27 protein-coding genes and 3 pseudogenes are annotated in these 25449 nt (G+C 69.1%); 16 read left to right on the top strand and 14 right to left on the bottom strand.

The genetic code is table 11. The features are described from left to right. Window positions 1-3: 3 nt before the first annotated feature. The gene (gene urtA, locus ACH4S8_RS41535; protein WP_398403874.1) at window positions 4-1257 is read right to left on the bottom strand and encodes an urea ABC transporter substrate-binding protein; all 1254 of its coding nucleotides are present in this window, start codon (window positions 1255-1257) and stop codon (window positions 4-6) included. Between the two features lie 396 nt (window positions 1258-1653). On the opposite strand from urtA, the gene ACH4S8_RS41530 reads away from it, so the two are divergent. Then, window positions 1654-2130, top strand: coding sequence for a MarR family winged helix-turn-helix transcriptional regulator (locus ACH4S8_RS41530; protein WP_398403872.1), 477 nt, complete (start codon window positions 1654-1656; stop codon window positions 2128-2130). Here the strand turns inward: ACH4S8_RS41530 and ACH4S8_RS41525 are convergent. The 4 genes from ACH4S8_RS41525 to ACH4S8_RS41510 form a co-directional block, all read right to left on the bottom strand. Next, window positions 2087-3205 carry a substrate-binding domain-containing protein gene (locus ACH4S8_RS41525; protein ID WP_398403870.1) on the bottom strand — a complete coding sequence of 373 codons (1119 nt, stop codon included), beginning with the start codon at window positions 3203-3205 and terminating at the stop codon, window positions 2087-2089. The genes ACH4S8_RS41530 and ACH4S8_RS41525 overlap by 44 nt on opposite strands. 344 nt (window positions 3206-3549) lie before the next feature. Continuing rightward, a protein-coding gene (locus ACH4S8_RS41520; RefSeq protein ID WP_398403964.1) for an IS5 family transposase occupies window positions 3550-4376 on the bottom strand; the annotation gives its coding sequence in 2 pieces (ribosomal slippage) (window positions 3550-4017 and window positions 4020-4376; 825 coding nt in all). Between the two features lie 37 nt (window positions 4377-4413). Continuing rightward, window positions 4414-4998 carry a DinB family protein gene (locus tag ACH4S8_RS41515; RefSeq protein ID WP_398403868.1) on the bottom strand — a complete coding sequence of 195 codons (585 nt, stop codon included), beginning with the start codon at window positions 4996-4998 and terminating at the stop codon, window positions 4414-4416. A 400-nt stretch (window positions 4999-5398) separates the two neighbouring features. Continuing rightward, window positions 5399-6358, bottom strand: coding sequence for an AraC family transcriptional regulator (locus ACH4S8_RS41510; protein WP_398403866.1), 960 nt, complete (start codon window positions 6356-6358; stop codon window positions 5399-5401). Between the two features lie 82 nt (window positions 6359-6440). On the opposite strand from ACH4S8_RS41510, the gene ACH4S8_RS41505 reads away from it, so the two are divergent. The 3 genes from ACH4S8_RS41505 (at window position 6441) to ACH4S8_RS41495 (ending at window position 9273) form a co-directional block, all read left to right on the top strand. Next, window positions 6441-7277: an SDR family oxidoreductase gene (locus tag ACH4S8_RS41505; RefSeq protein ID WP_398403864.1), complete on the top strand. Its 837-nt coding sequence runs from the start codon at window positions 6441-6443 to the stop codon at window positions 7275-7277. 155 nt (window positions 7278-7432) lie between these two features. After that, window positions 7433-8689, top strand: coding sequence for an IS701 family transposase (locus ACH4S8_RS41500; RefSeq protein ID WP_398403962.1), 1257 nt, complete (start codon window positions 7433-7435; stop codon window positions 8687-8689). A gap of 206 nt (window positions 8690-8895) precedes the next feature. Beyond that, window positions 8896-9273 carry a hypothetical protein gene (locus ACH4S8_RS41495; RefSeq protein ID WP_398403862.1) on the top strand — a complete coding sequence of 126 codons (378 nt, stop codon included), beginning with the start codon at window positions 8896-8898 and terminating at the stop codon, window positions 9271-9273. A gap of 329 nt (window positions 9274-9602) precedes the next feature. Here the strand turns inward: ACH4S8_RS41495 and ACH4S8_RS41490 are convergent. Next, window positions 9603-10091, bottom strand: a pseudogene (locus ACH4S8_RS41490) (transposase); the annotation flags it as partial. A 94-nt stretch (window positions 10092-10185) separates the two neighbouring features. Between ACH4S8_RS41490 and ACH4S8_RS41485 the strand changes: the two are divergent. Next, window positions 10186-10362 (top strand): hypothetical protein, encoded by a 177-nt coding sequence (locus tag ACH4S8_RS41485; RefSeq protein ID WP_398403860.1) that lies wholly within the window; start codon window positions 10186-10188, stop codon window positions 10360-10362. 378 nt (window positions 10363-10740) lie between these two features. On the opposite strand, the gene ACH4S8_RS41480 is transcribed toward ACH4S8_RS41485, so the two are convergent. Further along, the gene (locus ACH4S8_RS41480; RefSeq protein WP_398403858.1) at window positions 10741-11850 is read right to left on the bottom strand and encodes a lactonase family protein; all 1110 of its coding nucleotides are present in this window, start codon (window positions 11848-11850) and stop codon (window positions 10741-10743) included. A gap of 374 nt (window positions 11851-12224) precedes the next feature. Between ACH4S8_RS41480 and ACH4S8_RS41475 the strand changes: the two genes are divergently transcribed. Together ACH4S8_RS41475 and ACH4S8_RS41470 are read left to right on the top strand one after the other, a co-directional pair. Beyond that, window positions 12225-12836, top strand: coding sequence for a hypothetical protein (locus ACH4S8_RS41475; protein WP_398403856.1), 612 nt, complete (start codon window positions 12225-12227; stop codon window positions 12834-12836). Between the two features lie 273 nt (window positions 12837-13109). Further along, complete coding sequence (locus ACH4S8_RS41470; protein WP_398403854.1) at window positions 13110-13835, top strand: carbon-nitrogen hydrolase family protein; 726 nt, start codon at window positions 13110-13112, stop codon at window positions 13833-13835. Window positions 13836-13867: 32 nt separating this feature from the next. Here the strand turns inward: ACH4S8_RS41470 and ACH4S8_RS41465 are convergent, their stop codons facing one another. Further along, window positions 13868-14044, bottom strand: coding sequence for a hypothetical protein (locus tag ACH4S8_RS41465; protein ID WP_398403960.1), 177 nt, complete (start codon window positions 14042-14044; stop codon window positions 13868-13870). On the opposite strand from ACH4S8_RS41465, the gene ACH4S8_RS41460 reads away from it, so the two are divergent. Beyond that, window positions 14043-14177, top strand: coding sequence for a hypothetical protein (locus ACH4S8_RS41460; protein ID WP_398403975.1), 135 nt, complete (start codon window positions 14043-14045; stop codon window positions 14175-14177). The two genes, ACH4S8_RS41465 and ACH4S8_RS41460, sit on opposite strands and share 2 nt — an antisense overlap. On the opposite strand, the gene ACH4S8_RS41455 is transcribed toward ACH4S8_RS41460, so the two are convergent. The 3 genes from ACH4S8_RS41455 to ACH4S8_RS41445 form a co-directional block, all read right to left on the bottom strand. Continuing rightward, entirely contained in the window at window positions 14164-15006 is an 843-nt protein-coding gene (locus ACH4S8_RS41455) for a formate/nitrite transporter family protein (RefSeq protein WP_398403852.1), read from the bottom strand. The two genes, ACH4S8_RS41460 and ACH4S8_RS41455, sit on opposite strands and share 14 nt — an antisense overlap. Before the next feature lie 260 nt (window positions 15007-15266). Beyond that, the gene (locus tag ACH4S8_RS41450; RefSeq protein WP_398403958.1) at window positions 15267-16397 is read right to left on the bottom strand and encodes a CapA family protein; all 1131 of its coding nucleotides are present in this window, start codon (window positions 16395-16397) and stop codon (window positions 15267-15269) included. Between the two features lie 132 nt (window positions 16398-16529). Then, window positions 16530-17858: a phosphoribosyltransferase family protein gene (locus ACH4S8_RS41445; RefSeq protein ID WP_398403850.1), complete on the bottom strand. Its 1329-nt coding sequence runs from the start codon at window positions 17856-17858 to the stop codon at window positions 16530-16532. A gap of 247 nt (window positions 17859-18105) precedes the next feature. Between ACH4S8_RS41445 and ACH4S8_RS41440 the strand changes: the two genes are divergently transcribed. The 3 genes from ACH4S8_RS41440 to ACH4S8_RS41430 all read left to right on the top strand — a co-directional run bounded on the left by ACH4S8_RS41440 (window position 18106) and on the right by ACH4S8_RS41430 (window position 20816). After that, window positions 18106-18423, top strand: a complete 318-nt coding sequence (locus ACH4S8_RS41440) for a hypothetical protein (RefSeq protein ID WP_398403848.1) — start codon at window positions 18106-18108, stop codon at window positions 18421-18423. 165 nt (window positions 18424-18588) lie between these two features. After that, window positions 18589-20034 carry a PHB depolymerase family esterase gene (locus tag ACH4S8_RS41435; RefSeq protein ID WP_398403846.1) on the top strand — a complete coding sequence of 482 codons (1446 nt, stop codon included), beginning with the start codon at window positions 18589-18591 and terminating at the stop codon, window positions 20032-20034. A 200-nt stretch (window positions 20035-20234) separates the two neighbouring features. Further along, entirely contained in the window at window positions 20235-20816 is a 582-nt protein-coding gene (locus ACH4S8_RS41430; RefSeq protein ID WP_398403844.1) for a DUF4383 domain-containing protein, read from the top strand. Between the two features lie 75 nt (window positions 20817-20891). On the opposite strand, the gene ACH4S8_RS41425 is transcribed toward ACH4S8_RS41430, so the two are convergent. Then, a complete protein-coding gene (locus tag ACH4S8_RS41425; RefSeq protein WP_398403842.1) occupies window positions 20892-21155 on the bottom strand; it encodes a hypothetical protein in 264 nt (87 codons plus the stop codon). Window positions 21156-22145: 990 nt separating this feature from the next. Here ACH4S8_RS41425 and ACH4S8_RS41420 point away from each other — a divergent pair. Both ACH4S8_RS41420 and ACH4S8_RS41415 read left to right on the top strand, forming a co-directional pair. Then, complete coding sequence (locus tag ACH4S8_RS41420; protein WP_398403840.1) at window positions 22146-22442, top strand: hypothetical protein; 297 nt, start codon at window positions 22146-22148, stop codon at window positions 22440-22442. A 249-nt stretch (window positions 22443-22691) separates the two neighbouring features. Beyond that, window positions 22692-22907 carry a hypothetical protein gene (locus ACH4S8_RS41415; protein ID WP_398403838.1) on the top strand — a complete coding sequence of 72 codons (216 nt, stop codon included), beginning with the start codon at window positions 22692-22694 and terminating at the stop codon, window positions 22905-22907. 105 nt (window positions 22908-23012) lie between these two features. Here ACH4S8_RS41415 and ACH4S8_RS41410 read toward each other — a convergent pair whose 3' ends face one another. Together ACH4S8_RS41410 and ACH4S8_RS41405 are read right to left on the bottom strand one after the other, a co-directional pair. Then, window positions 23013-23198, bottom strand: a complete 186-nt coding sequence (locus tag ACH4S8_RS41410; RefSeq protein WP_398403836.1) for a hypothetical protein — start codon at window positions 23196-23198, stop codon at window positions 23013-23015. 118 nt (window positions 23199-23316) lie between these two features. Further along, a pseudogene (locus tag ACH4S8_RS41405) lies at window positions 23317-23406 on the bottom strand (IS5/IS1182 family transposase); the annotation flags it as partial. 192 nt (window positions 23407-23598) lie between these two features. On the opposite strand from ACH4S8_RS41405, the gene ACH4S8_RS41400 reads away from it, so the two are divergent. From ACH4S8_RS41400 to ACH4S8_RS41390, 3 genes and pseudogenes are all read left to right on the top strand, one after another. Further along, window positions 23599-24321, top strand: a complete 723-nt coding sequence (locus ACH4S8_RS41400) for a Type 1 glutamine amidotransferase-like domain-containing protein (protein ID WP_398403834.1) — start codon at window positions 23599-23601, stop codon at window positions 24319-24321. 201 nt (window positions 24322-24522) lie between these two features. Then, window positions 24523-24912, top strand: a complete 390-nt coding sequence (locus tag ACH4S8_RS41395; RefSeq protein ID WP_398403832.1) for a GNAT family N-acetyltransferase — start codon at window positions 24523-24525, stop codon at window positions 24910-24912. A 168-nt stretch (window positions 24913-25080) separates the two neighbouring features. Next, window positions 25081-25449: pseudogene (locus tag ACH4S8_RS41390) on the top strand (IS200/IS605 family accessory protein TnpB-related protein); the annotation flags it as partial.

The raw sequence follows: 25449 nt of genomic DNA, 5'->3' as shown, positions 1-25449 counted from the left end.
TGCTCAGGAGAGTCCGGAGGCCCAGGAGTAGCCCTTGAGGTACGGGTCCGGCTTGACCGGCTTGCCGGAGTTCCACACCTCGGTGATCAGGCCGTCGGAGCCGACCTTGCCGATCCGAGCGGTCTTGTAGACGTGCTGGGTGGCGCCGTCGACGGTGACCTTGCCCTCGGGGGCGTCGAGTTGGATGCCGTCGGAGGCGGCCTTGACCTTCGCCACGTCGAAGGACCCTGCTTTCTCGACCATCGCCTTCCACAGGTGGACGGAGATGTAGGCGGCCTCCATCGGGTCGGAGGTCGGCTTGCCCTTGCCGTACGCGGCCTGGTAGGCGGCCACGAATTTGGTGTTGGCCGCGCCGGGGGTGGTCTCGTAGTAGTTCCAGGCCGTGAGCTGGCCGTCCAGGTACTGGGTGCCGATGCTTTTGACCTCTTCCTCCGCGATGGAGACCGAGAGCACCGGCAGGCTCTTCGCGGTCAGGCCCGCGGACTTGTACTCCTTGAAGAAGGCCACGTTGGAGTCGCCGTTGAGGGTGTTGAACACGGCGTCCGCGCCGGCGTCCTTGACCTTGTTGACAATGGTGCCGAACTCCGTGGAGCCGAGCGGGGCGTAGTCCTCGCCGACGACCTCCATGCCGTTGGCCTTCGCGTACGCCTTGATGATTTTGTTGGCGGTGCGTGGGAAGACGTAGTCGCTGCCGACCAGGTAGAGCTTGGTCAGGCCCCGCTTCTTGAGGTAGTCGAGTGCGGGCACGATCTGCTGGTTGGTGGTGGCGCCGATGTAGAAGATGTACGGAGACTGCTCCAGGCCTTCGTACTGCACGGGGTAGAACAGCAGCGACTTGTACCGCTCGAAGACCGGCTTGACGGCCTTTCGGCTGGCCGAGGTCCAGCAGCCGAAGGTGGCCACGACCTTGTCGTCCTTGATGAGGGTCTCCGCCTTCTCGGCGAAGGTGGGCCAGTCGGAGGCGCCGTCCTGGCTGACGGGCTCGAGCTTCTTGCCCAGCACGCCGCCGGAGGCGTTGATCTCCTTCACCGCGAGCAACAGCGCGTTGTGGACGGTGACTTCGCTGATCGCCATGGTGCCCGAGAGCGAATTCAGCAGGCCGACCTTGACCGTGGCACCGGAGGTGTCGGCCTTGGCGCCGGAGCCGGTGGAGGTGGTGTCGCCCGTCTTGGCGCCGCACGCGCCGAGGGCGGCGGATGCGCCGGCGGCGGATATACCGGACAGGAGACCGCGTCTGCTGATGCTGAACCCGGACATGCACAACCTCCTTGCCCCGAAGGGCGGTACGAAGAGAGCGGAAAGTCTCTGGGGAGGGGATGAGGGGACGGCGCTTCAGAAGTGGCGGTGTCGGCACACGAGTTCCCCAGCCGTTCAGGGGTGGTGTCCGGGCTGGTTGCTGAAGTGCGACCACAGCCTGGAGGGAAACTGTTTCCACCGCGTTTCGGAGTAATTGATGAACAGTTTCCAGTGGAAGTATTGCGGTCGGCCAAAGCGGAGGAAGTCACCGTTGAATACGCCCGGTTGAGGTCATGACAGAAACGGCGATCAATGCTTCCCACGGAAAGGAACAGTTATTCTGATTCCTCTTTTTCAGGGCCCGGTGATCGACGGTAGGCTCAGACACCGGTCGGCGAGCACGAGTGGAGGAGCACGATGGCGAGACGACCCCAGGAACTGCTCTACCTCCTCACGCGGGCCGAACGCCTCGCCGTGCGCCGAGTGCAGTCCGTCCTCGACGAGTTCGAGTGCAGCGTGGAGGCATGGCGGGTGCTCGACCTGCTCTCCGACGGACGGGGCCACAACATGACGGCCCTCGCCGACCACGCCTTCCTGCCGGCTCCGAGCCTGACCAAACTGATGGACCAGCTCGTCGACCAGAACCTGGTCTACCGTCGCGTCGACCCGGCCGACCGGCGCCGCGTCCTGGCCCACCTCACCCCACGCGGCATGCAGCGCTGGCAGCTGCTGGCACGTGAAGTACGGGCCGACTGGCCGGACTTGGAACTGGCAGGCGAGGAACTGGACGACCTGCTCGCGCAACTGGCCGAGGCCCTGCAAGGACGGCTCGCGACCGATCCGGCACGCGTCACGACAGGTCGTACGGGGAAGGCAGTTGGGCCACCACGTTGAAGTCCGGCCCGGCCGCCTCCGCCAGGTAGATGCGCTGGCGGACATGCCGGTCATGAAGGTGGAGCAGGCCGCGCGGACCCTCGTAGGAGACACTCTCGGCGGCGGCCGAGATCGCACAGACGTCCAGGGTGCGAGCCCGCTCGATGAGCGAAGCAAGCAGCAGCACTCCCTCGTAGCACGACTCACCGAGACTGCCGGGGGCCGGCGCCTCGAAGCCGAAACGGCCGGCGTACCGGCCGTGGAAGTCCAGGGTGTCCTGGTTGGCGAGCGAGGCGAAGAAACCGGCCGTGCTGAACAGGTCGCCGGTCGTCTCCGGGCCACTGGCCATCAGCATGTTCTCGTCCATCAGCGTGCTCAGCCGAAGACACCTCTGGTCCAGGCCCGAGGCGGCGAAGGCCCGGTTGAAACGGACCGCGTCGCTGCCGACGAGCAGCATCAGCACACCGTCCGCGTCCGTGTGCTCGATGCGCCGCAGCACATCGGCGAAGTCCTCGGTGCCCAGCGGCAGATACGCCTCACCGCAGACCCGCCCGCCCCGCAGCGCGCGGGCGTAGCGGCGGGCGGCCCGGGCGGTGCGCCGGGGCCAGACGTAGTCGTTGCCGACGACGAACCACCTGCGGACCCGCCGCGTCTCGGCGAGAAGCCGCATGGCGGGCTGCAGTTGCCAGTCCGGCGTCTCACTGGTCATGAAGACACCGTCGGTACGCTCCCCGCCTTCGTAGAGGGCGGTGTACACGTACGGCACGCGGTGCGCGACGCGTGGCGCCACCGCCTGCCGGACCGAGGAGATGTGCCAACCGGTCACCCCGTGCACCGCTCCGGTCGCCACCAGGGCCTCGACCTCCTCGGCGACCGTCTCCGGCCGGGCTCCGCCGTCGACCTCCAGCAGCCGCAACTCCCTGCCGAGCACGCCGCCGTCCTCGTTGATCTCTTCGGCGGCCAGCCGCGCGCACGCCTCACAGGCGGGACCGAAGATGCCCGCCGGCCCCTGCATCGGGTACACGAGCGCGACGTTCAGGGTCGAGTCGTCGACCCTCAACCACTCAGGGCGGTGAAGGTGGAGTGGCCGGCGCATGTTCACATCATTGCCCCACGGCGTTCAGCACCCAAGCAACGGCCGGGATCGAGACCGATTCGTAGGCGTGAGAAGCCGGGCGCTCGGCCCCGCGAAGGGACCCTCCCCCGGCGCTCCCCCGGCGCTCGCGCGCCGGTCCGTGAGTGTTGCGGTCACCTGCACCAACAGCCTTGCTGGCCCGGGGCCTTACGCGCCATCCGTTCCTGGCTCACCCCCGCTATCACCCTGGCCCGATGGTGGCGAGCCTGGACGGACACGGACCCACCCTCCGAGCTCCAGGCCCTGATCGACGCCGTCACCACCGGACATGTCATTGACCTCTACCGCCGGTTTTAGAGGGCATCTCACGTGGCAAGTTTCGCGAGCTTCCTGTAGCAGGTCAGAGCAGCGGCCAGGCCGAGGAAGGCGAGGAAGTGCGAGCCCTTTCGTTCGTATCGGATGGTCAGGCGGCGGTAGCCGAAGAGCCAAGCGATCGACCGCTCGATCTTCCAGCGGTGCCGACCAAGGCGTTCGCCGGACTCGATGCCTGGCCGCGCGATGCGCGCGACGAGCCTGCGCTCGCGTAGCCAGCTGAGGTGTTCGGCGGAGAAGTACGCCTTGTCCGCACGGAGTTTGACGGGCCGGCGCCGCCGTGGTCCCCGGCGGGACCGGACGGCGGGGATGCCGCGGATGAGCGGCTTGAGGGCGAGACTGTCGTGCATGTTCGCACCTGACACGGCGACGGCGAGCGGTATGCCCTGGGCATCGGACAGCACGTGCAGCTTGCTGCCCTTCTTGCCGCGATCGACCGGGTTCGGCCCCGTCAGCGATCCCCCCTTTTGGCGCGAACGGAGGCCGCGTCGATGATCCCCGAGGTCCAGTCCACCTCGCCCCGGACCCCGAGTTCGTCCAGCACCGCCCGATGCAGCCGACGCCACAGGCCGACCTCGGTCCATACCGTGAAGCGGCGATGCGCGGTGGCGGAGGACGTGCCGAACGTCGGCGGCAGATGCCGCCAGGCACAGCCGCTGGTCAGCACGTACACCACTGCGGTGAACACGGCCCGCTCGTCACGCGGAGCGGTCCCGCCACCTTGCGGTCGAGCCGCGAACGACGGCAATAGCGGGGCGACCAGCTCCCAGAGTTCATCAGGAACCAGACGCTTCGACAGGTCAGCACTCACGGCAGGCATCATGCCGCTCGAACATCAAATCACGTGGGACAGCCCTCTACGCCTTGGCTGATGAGGCCGATCTGGCGGCCTGCTCGATCTTCGCGCAGTAGGCGGTGCGGGCGTCCTCATCGATCTGCATCTCGTGTTCGGGGCGCATCCCGGTTCGGCCGTCGACGCCTTCGCGCAGGATGTCAGCGTGCCCGGCATGCCGGTTTGTCTCGCCGAGGACGTGGACCAGGATGGCGAACAGGTTCGTGTTGGTATAAGGCTCTGGCCACCACGGCACGTGGCCGGGGGCGTCGAGGGCAAGTTCGTCGATCGTCGCGTCTGAGTGTTCCCACGTGCGCCGGTAGGACTCGATGATCTGATCGCGCGCCTCGTCCTCAGCCGCCCACAGATCGCTGCCGTCGTGGTCCTGCCACCGGGGCAGCGGTTCCGGGGACGGCCGGTCGAAGACCTCGCCGAAGTACCTGGCCTCGACGCTGGCCACGTGTTTGACCAGGCCGAGGAGGTTGGTCCCGGTCACTGTCAAAGGTCGGCGGGCATCGTATTCGGACAGGCCGTCGAGTTTCCAGAGCAGCGCCTCGCGGTCCCGCCGCAGTCTCCCGTGCAGGTTGTCCTTCGCGAATTCATCGATCATGCGGCATGAGCCTGCCATGGGTTACTCGCGGCCTCAAGATCCCGTACGTGGATCGCAATGGCCGGCAGAGCCGAAGCCTGGCCATGGCCACCGCCCTGCGCTACTCAAGAAGCTCGCGGAACCTGCCACGTGAGACAACCTCTTAACGAACTACCGGTAACCGAGACCGTCTGATCATGGACGGCTGACCGGCATCGCCCAAACTCAGTACCCCGCGCCCGCACCGGCACCGCGGAACCTGACGGCCGCTATCAAGGCCACGCGTCGGCACTCAACAACCGCCTAGTACTCCAGTGCGACTTCATGATCTATTCGGTCGCGAGTCGTCGGCGTTAGTGGCTGCGGTGAGTTCTGGCCTGTGCGTTCCTGGCCGGTGTCGCGCCGGTCCGCACGATCACCGTCATGGACTGACCTGCCATCCCGACCGCACCTGCCGCCGCCAGTCCGACGGGCTGACCCCGCGCGCCCGCTTGAACGCCACACTGAACGCGAACGCGTCCTCGTACCCCACCGCGCGCGCCGCCGCGGCGACGGTCTCCTCCGTGTCGCGCAGCAGATCCGCCGCCAAGGCCATCCGCCAGCCGGTCAGGTATGTGAGCGGCGGTTCGCCGACCACGCTGGTGAAGCGCGCGGCGAAGGTGGCCCGGGACTGGCCCACCCGCGCGGCCAGTTCGGCGACTGTCCACCGCTGCGCGGGGTCCTCGTGCAGCAGGCGCAGGGCCTCGCCGACTGCCGGGGTTGCCAGCGCGCGGTACCAGGAGGGGGGTTGGGCCTGTGGCCGGGCCCACCAGGCGCGTAGCGCCAGTACCAGTACGAGGTCCAGGAGCCGGTTCAGGATGGCGTCCTGGCCGGGCTCCTCGCGGGCTACCTCGGCGGCGAGCAGGTCCAGCACCGCCCGGGTACGCGGCCCGGCGGGCACGATGGCCAATGAGGGGAGCATGTCCAACAGGCGCTCGCCCACGTCGCCGCGGAGTTCGTAGGCACCCCGGAGCAGGGTGGTGGCACCCGGCAACCCGTCGCCGTACGTGCGGGGTGCAAGGTTCTGCGGGACGGCCGTCCCGCTGTCGATGACGTGCTTCCTTCCGCCGCGGATCACCACCTGTGGCGGGGTGTCCGGGGGGTCGGCGATCGTGTACCGGGTGGTGCCGCTGATCAGGGCAATGTCCCCGGCGGACAGACGCACCAGTGCGGCCTGCGGGTCGTCGTCGAGCCGGACCGACGCGTGGCCGCCGAGGGTGGCCACGACCGTGAGCGAAGGGGCGCCGGCGAAGGCCATCGACCATGGCGGCCGCTGGATCAGCTGCCGGACCTCCGCGTTCCTGGCACGGGCCCGGTGCAGCAGTTCACTCAGGACATCCATGCTGGCGACGTTAGACGATCACAAAGGGATTGGCGACGTTCTCCCATGGATCGTCTGCCTCCACCGGGGTTGTCTGGAGAGCATGAAAAACATCCTCGTTCTCGGCGGCACCGGCACGACCGGCCGCCGTATCGCCCGCTGTCTGACGGCCAAGGGCCTACCCGTCCGCACGGCATCCCGCACCGGCGGTGACACCCACTTCGACCTGGACGACCCAGCGACCTGGGCGCCCGCCCTCGACGGCGCCGCCGCCGTCTACCTGGTAGAGCCCAACCTGCAGCCCGGCGTGGACCGGCAGGCGCGCATCCCGCGCTTGGTGGCTGATGCAGTCACCGCAGGCGTACGACGGCTGGTGCTGCTCTCAGCCCACGGCGTCGGCCGGGCCGACAACAGCCACCCACTCAAGGCCGCCGAACAAGCCGTCCGCGACTCCGGTGTCGACTGGACCATCCTGCAACCCGACTGGTTCGCGCAGAACTTCAGCGAGTCCTTCTGGCTGCCGGGCATCCTGGCCGGAACCCTCGCCCTGCCCACCGGTGACGGGCGCACCCCGTTCGTCGACGCCGAGGACATCGCCGAGGTCGCCGCCGCGGCGTTGACCGAGGACCGCCACAGCGGACAGACCTACCAGCTGACCGGCCCGCAGGCGATCGGCTTCGGCGAGGCGGCCGACCTGATCGCCGCCGCCACCGGCCGCACGGTCCGTCACCTCGACGTCGACCCCGACGCCTTCGTGAACCGCATGGTCGCCGAAGGCGTGCCCGCCGACGTCGCTCGTCTGCTCACCGGCCTGCTCATGGACATCCGTGACGGCCGGGGCGCGGGCGTCTCCGACGGAGTGGAGCGGGCGCTCGGCCGACCGCCCCGGCCGTTCAAGGACTTCGTCACCGAGGCCGCCGCCGCAGGCCGCTGGAGCTGACCCAGCCGCCGACCGCGATCTCGCGTCGGACCCCGGAGTGAACGGGAACGGCCACCGCGTGATCATCAAGGGTTGTGTGGACTCCTGAAGATCGCGCGGTGGCCGCAGGTCACAGTATGGATGCCACCCGCTGGCGGTCGATGTTCGACCAGGCCATGGCCCGGATTGCGGGCCGGTTCCGGCAGGTGGAGCCGCGTGCCGCGGCCCGCGCCTTCGTACTCGGCCTACTGTCCGGCGTCGAGCGGAAGAACTGCCGGCGGCTGGCCGAACAAGCTGGCCGCGCCCGCCCCGGGCCGATGCAGCGACTACTGCAAAGTGCCCGCTGGGACGCCGACGTGGTCCGTGACGACGTGCGCGCGTACGTTTTCGAGCACCTGCAAGCCGACGACGGCGTGCTGATCGCAGACGAGACGGGATTCCTGAAGAAGGGCACCGCCTCGGCGGGCGTGCAGCGGCAGTACACCGGCACGGCGGGCCGGATCGAGAACAGCCAGGTCGGCGTGTTCCTCGCCTACGCCTCCAGTAAGGGACGGGCGCTGATCGACCGTCGGCTCTACCTGCCCGAGCGCGCATGGTGCCAGGACGCCGAGCGACGTACCCGGGCCGGGGTGCCCGACCAGGCGGAGTTCGCGACCAAACCCGCTCTGGCCGGGCAGATGATCGAGGCAGCCCTGGGCGCCGGGATCAGCGCCTCCTGGGTGACCGCGGATGAGGCTTACTGCCAAGACCCCAGCCTGCGTGCTCTGTTGGAGTCCCGCCGGATCGGCTACGTCCTGGCCGTCGCCTGCAGCACGCGGGTGCGGATCAACCAGGGGCGAACAGCCGACCGCGCGGACGCTGTCGCTGACCGCCTGCCCGCCTCGGCCTGGCACCGTCAAAGCGTCGGAGACGGAGCGAAGGGGCCGCGATACTACGACTGGGCCTGGATCGAGACCGGCGCCTACGGCCATCGGCACCTGCTGATCCGCCGCAACCCCACCGGCGGCGAACTCGCCTACTACCTGTGCTGGTCCCCCAGGCGGGTGCCGCTGTCCGAGCTGGTCCGGGTGGCCGGGACCAGATGGTGCATAGAGGAGTGCTTCCAAGCAGCGAAAGGCCAGGTCGGACTGGACCACTACCAGGTCCGCCACTGGACGGCCTGGCACCGGCACATCACTCTGGCCATGCTCGCCCTGGCCTTCCTGACCGCACTCGCTGCCGATGCGACGCCGACCACGACCGCACAGCCCAATCGGCCCAACCGCAGAACCGATCAGATCGACTTGACCGTCCCGGAGATCCGCCACCTGCTCGGCGCCCTGCTGAACCCACCAACCATGTCCCCGACGTTGCTGCACTGGTCGAACTGGCACAGACACCACCAGGCCACGGCCCGCCGCAGCCACTACCGCCGACGGCTCACGATCGAATAGATCACGAAGTCGCACTGGAGTACTAGCCGTCCCATCACCCACACCGTGGGCACCATGTGGTGCGCCTACGCCTTCGCCGCGCTCGCCCTGGTCTCCCTGCCCGCCGCCCCGGCGCTGGGGGGCTGATCTCGCCTGCTCTGAGCTCGGTTCACCCTGAAGGGCCTTCCAACGGGTCGGGGCGCGCGATCTATGGTCTCGTCTCAACTATGCCCAAGATCTCCAAACTCACCGCATCCCGGGTACAGGAGTTCGGTCCGGTGACCGACCGGCGCGAGGACATGGACGGTTACACGGTCGAGTTCGTATCTTTCACCGCGGACGCCGACCTCGATGGCCCGCTCAAAGCCCTGCCCGGGAGTCAGTGCCCCTGCCCTCACTGGGGCTACGTCTTTGCCGGACACGTGCGCTTCGTCTTCGACGACCACGAGGAGGTGTACGAGACCGGTGATGCGTTCTACACCCCGCCTGGTCACCGGCCCTACGTCGATGCCGGCACCGAACTCCTGCAATTCAGCCCGACCGAACAGCTCGCCGAACTTGAGCAAGCCATCGCGGAGTGGATGAGTCAGCAGCAAGGCGGCTGAGAAAACGGTGCGGGCGACCAGCATGGTTGAACGCCGAATCCCTGGACAATCGAGCGGGAGGAGCTGTCCGGCTACGGATACTTGTGGTCCCCGCTCAGGCAGACAGCCTGCACGACGTGCCGGTCGGTCGCCGCCGACGTGGACGGGCGCTGGGCCGCCGGGCACCGCGGCCGCCCCGATGGCGAGCCCAGGGGCGATCGAGGCTGCTTATGACTTCCTGGCTGACGGGCTCAGTCCGCGCCCCAGAGGGAGCGTCCACCCCAGCGGACGCCCTTCTCGCTGCGGACGCGGGGGCGCTCGCGCCGCTGGGCGGCGAGGACGTCGGGGTGGCGGGCGACCTTGTCCGCATCCGCCTCCGGCGAGGCGGGATCCCAGGACGCGGGCAAAAACAGCCGCCAGTTCACCGCGGCCGAGGCATGTTCACGGGCCAGGTGCAGCGACACCCCGACCTGGCAGTTGGTGACCTTGCCCGCAGCGCCGGTGTACTGCCGCGACACACACGCCGAGGCATCCCCGTCCTTCAGGAAGCCGGTGTCGTCCACGATCAGCGCTTCCGCCCCGATCACCTCGTGCATCCTCCAGGCCGACCGGGCCCGCACATGCGCCGGATCCCACGGACTGGAGGTGACGAAATGCGCCAGCGCCTGCCAGTTGCCGTCCTCACCCAGACGGGCCGCCATCGGCTCCACCGATTTACGCCGCCCCTCCAGCAGCAGTCCCCGCACATACGCCTGTCCCCAACGGCGCTGATCCGCGCGGAAGAACCCGTCGAACAATCCCGCCGCGAACGCCTCCAGGTCCTCCCGGACCTCAGCCATCTCCCCAGGCGTCACACCACGCCAACGACGCCCACACACCAGCAGACACTCCACTCACGGATGAAGATGGCCAAGCCCTACTAGCGTGATCGGCATGACTGAGCGTTTGGTACGGCTGCTCATCGGTGGGGTCGTTGTCGCGCTGATTTGGCATTTCGGCAAGGGTGAGTCGTGGGGCGACACACTCGTGGGACTGTCCATGTGGCTGGTGGTCATGTCACTGTGGTTGGTCGTCGACGATCGGTACCGGCGGCGGACCGAGAGCCGGTAGGAAGCAGTCGTGCGGTTTGAGAGCGAAGAGACCACCCAGTGCCCGGGTGGTCTCTTGTCATCCGGCCGTCTCAGTGTCCGCAGCGTCCGCACCCGCCCCCTACGAGCGAGCCGTGACCTGCGGAAATCAGCTCCTACCGGCTGCGCCAAAGCGTTCGAGGCGGGCGGCGGGGCGCTGGCCGGTCGTCTCGTACCAGCACCTGCGGAAGGGGCTGAGTATCCACAGCGCGACGACGCCGACGAACACCAGCAGACGTCCACGAACGTCTGTGGACCATCGGTGCAGGTGAGAACACGCCAGTCCAAAGGAAGCACCCCGTCCAGGTTGCTTCGGCGCCGGTGGTGGTCGCGCCGTCCGGCCGCTCCGAAGCGAGACCCGTCAGACGGCGACGATGCCCTCCATGCCGGACTCACCGAAGGGCGACAGGCCAGTACTGGCTGTCGTGATCTTGGCGAGTGAGCCATCGGCCCTGACGCGGAAACCGTCGACCGTCCCGGAGACAGCGTTCTGGACATAGACGAACCGCTCGTCCTCGGTCACGGCGAGGTCGATCACGCCCTTCGACTTGGCCGAGGGCGGCGTGGCGATGCCCACGTCGTTGGTCAGCGAGAGCCGGCCGCGCCTGTCCATGCGGTACCCGGTGACGGTGGAGTTGCCGGTGTTGCCGCCGTAGAAGTGGTTGCCCGCGCGCTCGAGCCAGCACAGGGTCTCCTGGCCGTTGGGCAAGGGCTCCTGGAGGACCCGCAGGGTGCCGTCGTGCCGCACCTTGTAGGTGGTGACCGTGGACTTCGCGGCCTCGGCGACGAGTATCCGCTTCCCGGTCGCGTCGAAGGTGATCGCGAACGGGACGGCTCCGGCCGACTTGTTGACGACGGGTGCGGTGACGGCCGGCAGACCGTTCCGCTTCATGGGGAGGACTTCGACGGTGTTGGCGGACTTGGTGGTGATGACCAGGTCGCGCCCGTCCGGAGTGAACGCGACCTGGCCGGGAGAACTGGAGAACAAGGGGATGTCCTTGTTGCCCAGGCCCAGGGAACGGCGGGACCCGGCCAGCGGCCGCAGCCCCTCACCGGATATCTCGAAGCCCTGGACGCTGCCCCGTCCGCCTGCGTTCATGACGTACGCGACCCGTCCGTGGACCGCGACGGAGGCGGGGAACTTGCCCCCGGAACTCACGACATGCCGGTCCGTGAGCCGGCTTCCCTCAACCCGGAAGGAGGTCACCGTCCCGCTGCCCGCGTTGACCGCCAGCAGCATCCCCGAGGCACCGTCGTAAGCGAGCGAACCCTGGGAGGCGAGCGAGTCGGTCGGGGCGTCGACCTGGTCACCGCCCTTGCCACCGGTGGCGTAGGTCCCCGCGGCACTCAGTGTGCCGTCCTCGCCGCGGGCGAACACATGGATGGTGTTGCCGCCCAACTCGTTGCCCTGGACGAAGACGGCGTGGTCGGCCTCGGGCGTACTCCCGGAGTTCTGACTGGCCGATGCCACGCTCACGGCCACCGTGGCCGCGGCTGCGGCGGCCAGAGCCCCGCCACCGATCATGATGCGCCGTGTTCGTGACGTCGCCCGATGACCGCCACGTGCTGCGGCGGGTCGGATCGTACGGCGATGGTTCTCGGGGGTGCTGTGCATGTGCGCTTCCCGTCCTGGTGATGTGTCTTCGCGGTGCGGCTCGAGGCTGCGCGGACCGCACCAGAGTGGACGGTGGGAGTGGTGGGGCGACACGGGATCTGTGGCCGCGTCAGACTCTCGTAAGACCCGTCCCCGTACCAAGCAACGTGGCACCGCACGCCGCGGTCCATGTCTTACGGAACCCTTACGCACCCGCCTCCGGAGGCGTCAACACGCCTACGCTCGCGGGCGTGTTGATCCTACGAAACATCGCCCTCGCCACCGTCGCCCCACTGGTGCTGGCCGTGGCGGGCCTCGCGCATCCGCACGGACTGGCCCGCTCGACGGCCGCGGACTGGACGCAGCTGCACATCGCGCTCCTGCCCGTCTTCCCCCTGCTCACAGCGGGCCTCCTCATACCTCTGTGGCACCGGCCCCGACCCTGCCTCGCGGGCTTCGCCACGGTGGTGGCCTGGGTGTGCTCCTTCGGCTACGCCGCCTTCTACACGGGTCTGGACGCGGTCGCGGGGATCGCGGCGGGGACCGCGGTGGAGAACGTCGGCGCGACAGTGAGCCTCGGACCGGTCAAGCGCCCGCTGTACGCCACAGGAGAGCTCCTCGGACACGTCGGCGTGTACGCCCTCATCGGTGCCATCGCCGCCACGGCCGGCGCACTGTTCCCGAAGCACGGCGTCCGGATCCTGCCCGGCACGGTGGTACTCCTCGGCGCTGGCTGGTCCTTCGTCGACAGCCATATCTTCTGGCCCCGCGGTGTCTGGACGATGCTCGGCTTCGCACTGGGCTTCGCGCTGCTCACCTTGGGAACGACGGTGAAGCGGGTGCCGTCGATGCGCATGGCCTGACGTGCGACGCGGGCGTACGGCAGCGACGACTTGCCGTCCCGACGCCACCGGGACATGGGCACCGTCTTGGTCGGATCCGCCTCTTCGCCGTGCCTCGACCGGGCGCAGCCGTGCTCAAGGCACCCGGCGACGTCAGCCGACTTCCGCGCTGACATGCCGACTTCGGGGGCGAGCAGCGCGCCGCCGAAAAAAGGGCGCAGCCTGGCCTCTGTCCGGAGGTTCACGGCACGAGACTAGGGTTACCGGTGTTCCCCCACCGGACCGGAGTGCCCTGTGCCCGAACCGCTGACCGTCGCCGTCGCCCAGCCCCGCTGCGCCGGCTCGGACGTCGCCGCCAACGCCGTGCTGCACGCCGAGGCGGTGCGGGACGCGGGGGCCCGTCTGGTCGTCTTCCCCGAGTTGTCGCTCACTGGATACGACCTCGCCGCGCCGGCCGTGGCGGTGGACGATCCCCGCCTCGCCCCTCTGATCGACGCCTGCCGCAGCACGGGGTCGACCGCGCTGGCCGGCGCCCCCTGGCGGGACGCGGAGGGACGCGAGTACATCGCGACGCTGGCCGTCACGGGCGAGGGCGCCGAGGCGGTGTACGCCAAGATGCATCTGCACGGCCCCGAAGGGCTCCGCTTCACCCCGGGCGAGAAGCCCGTGGCGTTCGAGGTGGACGGCTGGCGACTGGGGCTCGCCGTGTGCCGGGACGCCGCGGTGCCGGAGCACGCCACGCGGACCGCGGCACTGGGCATCGACGCGTACGTCGCCGGCACCCTCTACGGCGAGGGACCCGAGCAGTCCGCCCGCCGGGACGCGCACATGCGGGAGCGGGCGCGGGCGCACGGCGTGTGGGTCGTACTGTCGACTGCGGCGGGACCGAGCGGGGAGTACCAGGAGACATCCGGCGGCTCCGGGGTGTGGTCCCCGGACGGTTCACCGGTGGCGCAAGCGGGCTCCGCGCCCGGTGAGGTGCTGACCACCGTCCTCGGCCGCCCCGACGCCACTGTCTGAAACGACATCAGCGGAGCCTCTGGGCGAACGCGTCAGCTGTCACGGCAGGATCGCGATGGCGCTGGACCGGTTCGGGCCGAAGCGTTCCTGGGACGCCGAGTGCAGTAGCGGGATGCGGCGGCCAGTTCCTCGGCCTTGGCCTGGCTGCGATCGTGCGGGCGGACGGAGTGTCCCCCTGCTACGGCCCGGGTAGCGATGCCACGGGTCATGGTCCCTGCGCCGACGCTGGTGACGATCATGTGCGGCTCCTCGATGGACGTTCACCACCCCGACGACCTGAACGGCGCCGACGACAGTGATGTCGTCGGCGCCGTCGAGGGACCTTTGGTCAGACCGTCGTGAGGGTCCGGGGGGCGGTGTCCGTAGCGGGGAGAGACGGCTCGGCGGGGGCGTCGACGGCCTTGGTGGCTCCGCGGTTCGAGAACCAGTACGCCCCGGCCACCAGCACCGCTCCACCCACGATGTTGCCTGGGACGGTGAAGGCGAGGTTGTGGGCGAGGTCGCCGACACTTGCCTGACCGCTGACGATGCCGAGCGAGAACAGCGCCATGTTGGCGATGCTGTGCTCGAAGCCGCTGGAGACGAAGGCGAACACCGGAATCCACACCATGAAGGCCTTGGCCCCGTCGCCGGATGCCCGGGTGAACATCCACACGGCCAGGCAGACCAGCATGTTGCAGAGCACGGCCCGAGCGAACAGCTGTCCTCCCGTCTCCGCTTCCTTCGCAGCGAGCAGTGAGCCCAGCAGGGCGGAGGAGGGCCCGCTCTCGACCGTCCCGGCCGCGCCTACGATCAGCGCGAAGAACACAGCCCCCACGAGGTTGCCGAACAGGCACATCGCCCATACCCGCGCCGTGTCCATCCAGGTGGTACGGCGGCTGAGCACACCGAACGTCATGGTCATGCACTGGCTGGTGAACAGGTCCGCACCGGCGAACATCACCATGGTCAGAGCGACGGGGAACACCATGCCCTCGACCAGCTTGACGGCCCCCGAGTGCCCCGCCTCGAGCGGCCCCGCAACGGTGAGCAGCAGGACCTCGCCGACACCGATGTAGATGCCGGCGAGCATCGCGGAGACCAGGTAGCGAGCGGGTGAGCGAACCAGCCGGGATTTCTTGACGGCAAGGTCCGCAGATGCATCGATGGTGGAGGGGATGGTCATGGGCATACTTCGAGGTTATGCGCCCCATTCACCCCTTTTAGTACGATATGGTCCTATGTCTGCGGGACCTTCTGCCCGTTTTCCCCGGGCCGTTCCGCACGCCGGCACCTCATCGGCCGGCACGAAGGTGGTCGACCACCGGCGAACCGCCCCCGTCGGCGGATCTCCCGGCTTCCGTGCTTCGAGACTTCCCTGGACCCGACACAGGCCACGGGCGCATCGCATTCGACGCACACGTGCTGAGCGGCCCCCGTCCGAGGCCCACGTCATGTGTGCTGCCCGGTATGCAGAGGCCGTGGAGTGAGCGTGCCGTCGGCCCGGCTTTCGACGCCGGTGCCGAACGCTCGACTCCGCCTGTCCAGGACGGCGCGCAGCCACTCGGTGTCCTCCGACGGGGCGTGCTCCAGCCGCATCCTGCGCGCCCGCAGGGGCACCATCCGCGCGTCGATCAGTCGGCCGGTGTCCGCTTCCACCGACACCAGGTACAGCACCCGCAGGTCGTCCCGGTAGCTCTCGTAGCCGGCGATCCCCTCGTAGTCGTCGACGAGGTCACCGCAGCCGTACAGGATGAGCCTGTCCCGGTACACCTCCAGCGGGCGCGGATGGTGCGAGGAATGTCCGTGGACGACGTCCACGCCCGCGTCGACGAGCGCGTGGGCGAAATGGACCTCGGAGCGCGAGACGTCGTAGCCCCAGTTGGAACCCCAGTGGATCGAGACGATCGCGATGTCCCCCGGCCGCCTGACCTGCCGGAGACGGTCGGCGAACGCGGAGGCGGCGGCTGCCGAAGGCTCCGCGACGACGGCGACACCGAGCCGCTGCCCGGTGGCGGCCCAGTCCTTCGGGATCCCGCTGGACGGCATTCCGAAGGAGAAGACCAGCACCCGCCCGTCGGCACCCACGGGTACGATCGCCGGCTGTCTCGCCCGCACCTCGTCCAAGCCTGCCCCCGCCGTCCGCAGCCCCGACTCCGCCAGGGCGTCGAGCGTCTCGCGGAGACCGCGTGGGCCGAAGTCGAGCACGTGGTTGTTGGCGAGTACGCACACGTCCGGCCGGGCTGCGGCCAGGCACGGCAGGTTGGCCGGGTTCATCCGGTAGTGGACGCCCTTGCCGGGCGCGAACTCCCCGTCGCCGGTGACGGAGGTCTCAAGATTGACCACCCGCACGTCCGGCGCCGCCTCGTCCAGGACCGGGAGCGCCTCGCCCCACGGCCAGCGGAAACCGACCGGCCGGGGAATCGGCCCGTTCGCCGCCTCGGCCAGGTCTACGTAGGCGCGGGCGTCGCGGATGTACGTCTCCCGCAGCACCGGGTCACCGGGGTGCGGGAGGATCTGATCGACGCCGCGGCCGAGCATCACGTCCCCGCCGAGGAACAGCGTCACCACGCCCTCGTACACCTCCCACGGTAAAGCCGTCGCGAGCGAGGCGCGAACGATCCGCAGGACGGGGGCGCCATGTGGCTGCACATGTGTGGTGCGCCAGGGATTGCCGCTGCGCCTGATCACCGTGACCGGAGCATGCGTTCGCATCTACCGCGCCGTGTGCTGGACCGGAGCCATGTGGTCGGTGAACCAATCACGGGCCAGATCGGTGACCCTCTGCAGGGCACCGGGTTCCTCGAAGAGGTGGGTCGCGCCGGGAACGACCGCGAGCCGGCTCTCGCAGCGCAGCCGGGCCTGTGCCTGGCGGTTGAGGTCGAGCACCGACTCGTCACGGCCCCCGACGATCAGCAGGGTGGGCGCCTTCACAGCCGGCAACCGTGGGCCGGCCAGGTCGGCCCTGCCGCCCCTGGAGACGACTGCTGCGATCCGCGCACCGGGTTCGGCTGCCGCCGACAACGCGGCGGCCGCGCCGGTGCTCGCACCGAAGTAGCCGACAGCCAGCTCCTGAGTCTCCGGCCGACCGCGCACCCAGTCGGTGGCGTCCGCCAGCCGCCGGGCCAGCAGACCGGTGTCGAACACGTTGGCTCTGTCTCTGGCTTCCTCCTCGGTGAGCAGGTCGAACAGGAGAGTACCGAGCCCGGCCCTGTTCAGCCCGCGCGCGACGAACTGGTTGCGCGGGCTGTGCCGACCGCTGCCACTGCCGTGCGCGAACAGCACCACACCCGTCGCCCCCTCGGGCAAGGTCAGCTTCCCGCGCAACACCGTCGCCCCGGCCTGCACATCCTCCTCCGGATCCTCCGGCCCGGCGTGACGCGGCTCGGTCCGCCGGGTGCTCGACAGACGGACCACGGCTTCCTCCAGACAGGCGACAACCTCGTCGTCGCCGGTCTGGGAGAAGTCCTCGTAGAACTGGCCGACCGCGGAAAAGCCCCACGGATTGTGCAGACAGACCAGGTCGTCCGCGTCCTCGCCGAGCCGCGCGCTCCAGTCGTGCGGCGCCACGGGGACGGCGAGCACGATGCGCGCCGCTTCGCGCGCACGGGCGATCCGGCAGGCCGCACGCGCCGTGGACCCCGTGGCCACCCCGTCGTCGACCAGCAACACCGTGCGACCCTCGATGCCAACCGCTTGCCGCCCTGCTCGGTAACGCCGGGCCCGGCGCTCCAGCACTTCCCGCTCACGGGCCTCGACCCGAGCCAGCTGGTCCGGGGCGATGCCCGCGGTACGCACCACGTCATCGTTGATCACACGCACCCCGCCCTCACCGATCGCCCCCATCCCCAGCTCAGGCTGGAACGGCACGCCCAGCTTGCGCACCAGACAGACATCGAGCGGCGCGGAGAGCGCCCCCGCGACCTCCGCGGCGACGGGCACCCCTCCACGGGGCAGCCCCAGCACCACCACGTCGCTCCCCTTCAGATGCCCCAGCCTGGCGGCCAGCTGCCGGCCGGCATCTCTACGATCCCTGAAGAACACGACCCGACCTCCTCGTCACGGAGGAACACGGGGCGACACTCGCCCCTCACCTCTACCCTCAGCCCCACGGCCAAGAGACGCTCATCGCCGAGCGACCCGCTCCGGCCCGGCCACTGGGAGATCCGGCAGACAGCGGTCGTAGCGGTGATGCACACCGGTCGATACCCGGTCACAGGCCGGACACGAGCCCGCGTCGCGGCGGCGGCTCAGTCGCACCACCATCCCGCACGCGCCGTACACGGCCGTGGTGAGCAGCACCTCGAAGCCCTTGAACAGCACGTCCGGCCTCGAGATGTCGTCGTGGTTCATGTTCCGGACGCCGACGCCGACGCGGCGGTTCAGCCTGTCTCACCGTTCGCACCGCTACCGCGGGTTCACGGGCGGCACCCACGTCCACGACCTGTACCGCACCTGTCCGGACCGGCTCCGGCCGATGCCGACCCGTCAGCCCTCGGCCTTCCACGCTCCGACCGACCGGGTCGAGCACCGGGCCGCGCCGACGGCGAGCGGAACCGCACCCAGGCCCGCTTCCAAAGACCTGGTCAACTCCGGTGAACTGCCGTGACGTTGATGCCCTGCACAATGGAGTCCACCGACACCCGAGGTGATCGAGAAGTGTAGTCCGCTTCCACTTTCGGCTGCCCGCCGCGGTCCTACGGTGCAGTGGACCGCCGCTCCGGAGGGACACCGGAGCGACGGCCCCCCACTCCTCGGACCACGGGAGGACCGCATGTCGGTTCGTGACCGCACCCGTAAAGGCCGCTGGGCCGCACTGACTGCCCTGCTGCTCGCCCTGATCACCCCGCCGCAGAGCGCGTCGGCCGCCTCGCTCACCCAGGTGACCGGCTTCGGCTCCAACCCCGGCAGCCTGTCGATGTACACGTACGTCCCCGACAACCTGCCCTCCGGCGCCCCGCTGGTCGTAGCCCTGCACGGCTGCACCCAGAGCGCGAGCGACTACTACAGCCACTCCGGCTGGCCCAAGTACGCCGACCTGTACGGCTTCGCGCTGGTCCTCCCCCAGACCTCCAGCGCCAACAACGCCAACTCGTGCTTCAACTGGTACCAGTCCGAGGACTACACCCGGGGCCAGGGCGAAGCCCTGTCCATCAAGCAGATGGTCGACTACGCCAAGACGCGGTACGGCAGCGACCCCGGCCGCGTGTACGTGACGGGACTGTCGGCCGGCGGCGCCATGACCTCCGTGATGCTCGCCGACTACCCCGACGTCTTCGCGGGCGGCTCCATCGACTCCGGCATCCCGGCGGGCTGCGCCACCGATCTCAGCAGCGGCCTCACCTGCGAGTACAACCCGGTCGGCAAGACCCCGAAGCAATGGGGGGACCTGGTCCGCAGCGCATCGGGCGGCTGGAACGGACCCTGGCCGCGGGTGGCCGTCTGGCAGGGTTCCGGCGACTCGACCGTCAACCCCGCCAACGCGACCGAGTCCCGCGACCAGTGGACGAACGTCTGGGGCGTCAGCCAGACCCCGTCGTCGACCACCACGCTCACCGGCGGCACCACCCAGAACATCTACAAGGATGCCAACGGCGATCCCGCCGTCGAGACCTTCACCATCTCCGGCATGGCACACGGTCTCGCCGTGAACCCCGGTTCCGGTTCCGGCCAGTGCGGGACGACCGGCACGTACTACCTCGACTACATCTGCTCCAGCTACTACACGGCGAAGTTCTGGGGCCTGGACGCCACCTCCGGCGGCGGCACCGGTTCCCTGCCCGCGCCCACCGGGCTGAGCGTGACCGGCACCACGGACACCAGCGTCTCACTGTCCTGGAACGCCGTCGGCGGCGCAGCTTCGTACACCGTCTACCGCGGTGGTACGAAGACGGGCTCGACGACCTCCACCACGTACACCGACACCGGACTGGCCTCCGGCACCGGATACAGCTACACCGTCGCCGCCGTCGACTCACCGGGGAGGGCCGGCGCCGCCAGCGCAGCCGTGACGGCGACCACCACCGGATTCCAGCCACAGTGCTTCACCGCCGACAACTACGACCAGGTCACCGCGGGCCGCGCCCACCAGAGCGGCGGCTACACCTACGCGAACGGCTCCCACCAGAACATGGGCCTGTACAACACCTTCACCACCCACACCCTCGAGGAGACCTCCACCGGCTACTACGTGATCGCCGACTCCGGCTGCCCCGCCTGACCGGGACCGCCGCTGCTCACGCCTCCCCGGCCGACGCGTGGACAACCCCTTCGGCGCCGGCCGGAGGGGTTCGACGGGCCGATCCCGCCACTCGGGAAAGAGGTGCAACCGCCCGGCGGCTTTCGGCGGAATAAAGCTGCGAAACATGAGCAAAAGGGCCCCCCGGTCGTGGGCCTCCCCGGCACGCGAAGGGACGAGCGATGAACCTCCAGGACGAACTCCCCATCGACCACCACCTGGCCGCCGTGTACCGCTGGGGAGCCGCCTTCTGCGGGGTGGTCCTGCTCGTCTTCGGCGCCCTCGGCTTCGCCGACGAGCTCAGCCCGTTCACCACCGACGGGCGGAGCATCGCGGGCATGTCGACCAACGGCACCCTCAGCCTGATCTCTGTGATGGTCGGCCTGGCCCTGATCATCGGGGGTGTCATCGGCGGGAACGTCGCCTCCACGCTCAACATGGTGGTGGGAACCCTGTTCGTGCTCAGCGGGTTCGTCCACATCTTCATCCTCGACCGGCCCGCCAACGTCCTCGGCTTCGGGATGACCAACGTCATCTTCAGCTTCGTCATGGGGCTGGTGATCCTGACGTTCGGCATGTACGGACGCGTGTCGAGCAAACTGCCGCACGACAACCCGTACTGGCAACGGCGCCACCCGCGCGAGGCCGCCGAGGAATCCCTCGCCCGGCGCAGGAGGTCGGCTCCCGGAGGGGTACTGCCGACCGGCACGAACCGGACCGCCCTGGGTGGACCGACCGGGGCTCCCGGCCCACGGCGCAGCTGACGGGCAGGCCGGTGCCCAGGGACGTCGGACAGGCGGGCTCGACCGCGCGCCCCGGCCCGGCACCACGGCCGATCTTCAACGCTCCTGCCGCCTCCCGGCGCCCGGGGTTCCGTCGTAGGCCTGTCGCACGGAGGCGGTGACGCGGTCGGTCAATACGGGGAGGGCCGACCGCACCGCTTCGCTCAGAGGTGTGCCGAACTCGACGTCGGTCACCTCCACGGCGTGCACCACGAGCCTCGGCGGCAGCAAATCGAGAGCCTCCGCCGGAGCGAGGCAGTTCCCGAGACCGAAGCCGTGCGTGCTCGCCGCGCCGTCCCGACTGAAGCGGATCCCGGTCACCGACCGTGAGAGCCGCCCGGTCGGTGTCGTACGCCGCAACGCGCTGTTGCAGGCTCTCATCAGAGACGACGCCGCAATCAGGGCGGAGGTCGAGGCCGGGATCGAGGCTTGCTGCCCGCCGGGCGACCGCGGAGGCGAAGAACACCGCCGGCGTCGTGGAGGTAAAGAACGTTCTCACCGCCGTCTGGACCAAGGGTTGCCCGATCGCGTACCTGATCCGATCAATGCGCGGATCCGCGTTCGGCAGAGCCTCGGCGCTCCGCGGACGACCCGCCGCCGTTACGTAGCTCCCGCGGCGGGGTCAGAGGGGGATCACATGCTCCGCCTTCCCATGCCTTCCGTACGCCGCTGCCCGGAGCGCGAATCAATACAACCCCGATGTAACTCAATGCATTTTTGGTATCACTTTGGGCTACATGGATGGGTGGATGGAGGATCATGGCCGGGGCTGTATCTGCGCCGTAGCGGGCATGCCGAATCCCCGCGGATCGCCCCTTCCCTGACTGCCGGGCCGCATGACCCCCAGGAATGCCCGATCGGCCCATCTCGCGAGCCGACCCATGGGCGATCCCCGAAAGAAGGAAACCCGACATACGGGACGCGGGTGAAGGTGTCGACCTCCGGGAAGAGTGGGAGTGACGAGGATGCAGAGCACAGGCGGGTGACGTACTGCGCTTCACCGGGAGGAGATCCGGAACCCCGTGACTCGTGGTTGCGGAACGGGGAGCAGCCCCTGCGCTCCGACCGGGGTGCCTGTGGCGCCAGGCTGCCGGCACGCCGTGCAGCACGCGACGCGGACACGTCGCCGACGCAGGGCCCTACCGCACGGTCGAGCCGTACGGGCGCCACAGGAGCACGGCTGGGGCTGCCAGGAGCCCGGCGCAGAGGTGTCGAGACGATCCGGGTATCGCGGTTCTTCGGCTGATGCCGCGACGGTTTCCGCCGCAAGGACGCCAAGAGCCCCTCACGACCAGGAGGAGGAAAGACATCATGGCCAAAGCGACGTGGACGACGAAGAGTGTGTTCACCGGGCGAGGAGGTGCCCGTACGGACGAGGCCGGGATCGTGACCGGCGAACTGACCGTACGCACCACCTGGGACGGTGGACAGGCCGATGTCGAGGCGCGGTATACCGACACCACGAAGTGGTTCACCCTCACCGGGAGCCCGGCGCCGTGCCAGTCCGAGCAGGACAGCAGGCGGCTGCACCAGGCGGTGGTGGACGCCGTGCAGGCCGGCGGCGGCGCTGTCGTTCCTCAGCCTGTGCGGATGGGCGGATGGCCATGAGCACCGAATTCCCGTTCCCGCCACAGGCGCGGGCGCAGCGGCGCCCGCGCTGCCATCACCGGACCCTGGCGGTCTGCCGGACAGGCCGTCTGCGGTTCGGCCCGTGGCGGTCTGGCGGGCGTTCGTCGGGGCTGCCCGGCCGGGCAGCGGCCATCCGAGTGTACTGAAGCCGTGTCAGGCGACCGTCCGAAAGCCGATTGACCATGCTGGGCGGGAATCCACACGCTGTCCAGCGAAGAGGAGTACGGCATGCCGATGGACTCGGTGGCTAGATTTCTGGCGGCTCTGACCCCGGAGGATCGGCAGACTGTCGACGCCGAACCGCGCGATGAGCAGGAGCGCCTCGCTGCGGCCTGGGAAAACGAGCTGGAGGAAGACGCCGAACTCGACACGCTCGACGAGCTGTCGCCGCCTGCGGCAGAGGCGGAAGCGGCCCGTCGTGTCCTGGACCGCAGAGACGGCTGACCCCCTGTGGCACCCGTACCGACGAGCCCGGCGTAATGCCTTCTGTTCTGTCTTCTTGCTGACGGGCCGGCCTGGAGCAAGGGGCCAGGCACAGGTGCTTGCCCGTCAGGTGCCCGGGGCAAGGATGGCCATGCCGTCGTGGCCGCCGCTGGGGTGGTGGTCGGCCAGGACCTCCACGAAGTCCTGCAGGGGCAGGTGCGCGTGGGCGGTGGCGAGAGCGGCCAGGCCGTCGTCGACGGCGTGAGCGGGGTTGTTCGATGAGGCCGTCGGTGAACAAGAGCACGGTGGCACCCGGGGGCAGGGGGGTGGGTGTGGTCGGGGCAGTGCTGTTCGGTGCTGACGGCGAGGGGAAGACCGGGCTCGGCGTGAAGGTACCGCGTCTGCCGGTCAGGGGTGATTCCTGATCGTTTCAGAATGATGTGCGGAGTCGCCTGAGGCAGATGATGCTGCAGGCGAGTTCCAGGAGGCCTTGGTGGAGGTCGGCGCGGCGTTCGTAGCGGGCAGCATGCGGCCGAGCCGGGCGGACAGGTTCCTCTGCGTTGCCTGAAACGCTCTCGATCATGTCGGCTGCCACCTACGGCAGTGCGGCATGAGTGCCTCTACTACCAGGCGTTCTATATGCATTGCGGACGCGGTCGGTGACCGGCCATCGTTCGAGATGCCGCTGTCCGCGCGTCAAGGAGGCCCGTCCATGGCTGCCGCTCCCGCCCGTCGACTCGTTCTCCTCGGCGGAGGTTTCTCCACCGACGACGACGGCCTGCTCGACGACTGGATGCTCTCCCTCGCAGACGTTCCGCGGCCCAAGGTGTGCTTCCTTCCCACAGCAAGTGGTGATGCCCCGGCTTACGTCGAGCAGTTCCACACCGCGTTCCGGCCCCGCGAGTGCGAGCCGGCTGTCCTGTCCCTGTTCCGCAGGGAACTCGACGACGACGCCCTACGAGCAGTCCTGCTCTCCCAGGACATCGTGTACGTGGGCGGCGGCAACACCGCGAACCTGCTGGCGGTCTGGCGCACACACGGCGTCGACCGCCTGCTTCGCGAGGCCTACGACCGCGGAACCCTCCTGTGCGGCATCAGCGCAGGCGCCAATTGCTGGGCGGAAGGCTCCCATACCGATTCGTTCGGACCGCTGACGTTCCTCCCGGACGGGCTGGGCCTGCTGCCCGGCTCGGTCTGCCCGCACTACGACAGCGAGCCCGGCCGCCGTTCCTCATACCACGAAGCTGTCGCAGCCGGCTCGCTCGCCGCCGGCTGGGCCCTCGACGACGGCATCGGCGCCCTGTTCACCGACGGCCTGCTGACGGATGCGGTGACCCGCACCCCCATGGCCCGTCTGCACCATGTACGGACGGACGGGAAGGGCGATGTGCTGGAGGAGACCATGCCCTGCCGCCCGCTCGGCGAAGCACAGTGACTCGTTCGCCTCACCCGTCGGTCAGGCTGTCCAGCGGGCCGCGAAAGCAACGGAGATCTGCGCCTTGCCGACCCCGGGCGCTGTCGCTGGTCTTGTTGCCGATACCGCTCGATGCGGCTGACCACGACGTTCCTTCGATCAATGTGACGTGGCCCGAGGAACTCGATTGCCGATACGCCCAGTTCCGTTGAAAATCGCCTCGTGAGTGATCACTTGCCGACCGACTTCTCCGTCAAACCCACGCTCGTCGGGGAGAGGGTGTTCCTGCGCCCGTTCCTCATGGACCAGGACGCTCCCGTGCTTCGCTCGTTGCTCCAGGATCCGGAGGTGGGCCGTCTGACCGGCAGCAGCCAAGGACCGGCAGGCCGTGAGCCTTGGGACGAGACCGCTGAGCAACGGATGCGCGTGTGGTACGGCACCCGTCACGAGCAAGCGGACCGGCTGGACCTGGCCGTCGTCGAGCGGGCGACCGGCGCCTGCGTGGGCGAGGCGGTGCTCAACGAGTGGGACAGCGGCAACCGCAGCTGCAACTTCCGGATCGCGCTGGCTGCGGCCGGCCAAGGCCGGGGGTTGGCAACTGTTGCCTGTTGACTGTGCGTAAGTGTGTTCTGGCGTGCGTGAGTGAGTGTTGACGGTTTCCGCTCGTACGAGGTCTGGGAGGGAACGGGGGTTCCTGTCTCGAATGCGTGACCTTTATGGGTGGTGGTCGTTGGGTGGGGTGACGGGCTGTTCGGGCCGGATGGGGCTGGGGGTGGCGGTGTGGGGGATCTGCGGGCGGTGGCGGCGTCGTTCGTGGTGCCCGGTCCGTCGGGGGTGGCGGTCCGGGACCGGCTCAAGGGCCTGACTGCCCAGGACGAGAGGGTGCTGCGGCTGGTCGGCGACCATCTGGGCTCACTCGCCGCGCGGGATCTGAAGGCACGGTGCGCGGTCGGCCTGGAGCACGGCAGTGAGTCGTGGGCAGTGCGGAAGCGGGAGCTGACGGGGCTGTCGTCGTCGCGGTGGGCGGGGTCGCTGACGAAGGCCACCCATGACCTGTGGGCGCTGGCCCGGCGCGGCCAACTGGCGCACATCCGGCAGTTGGAGGCTGGGGTGGACACGATCCGGCACCGGCTGTCCCTCCCTCTCGGG

Source organism: Streptomyces sp. NPDC021080 (assembly GCF_044333225.1).
In the GTDB taxonomy this organism is placed as follows: Bacteria; Actinomycetota; Actinomycetes; order Streptomycetales; family Streptomycetaceae; genus Streptomyces.
Note: the sequence above shows the minus strand (reverse complement) of the source record. Positions and strands in the feature narration are given on the sequence as shown.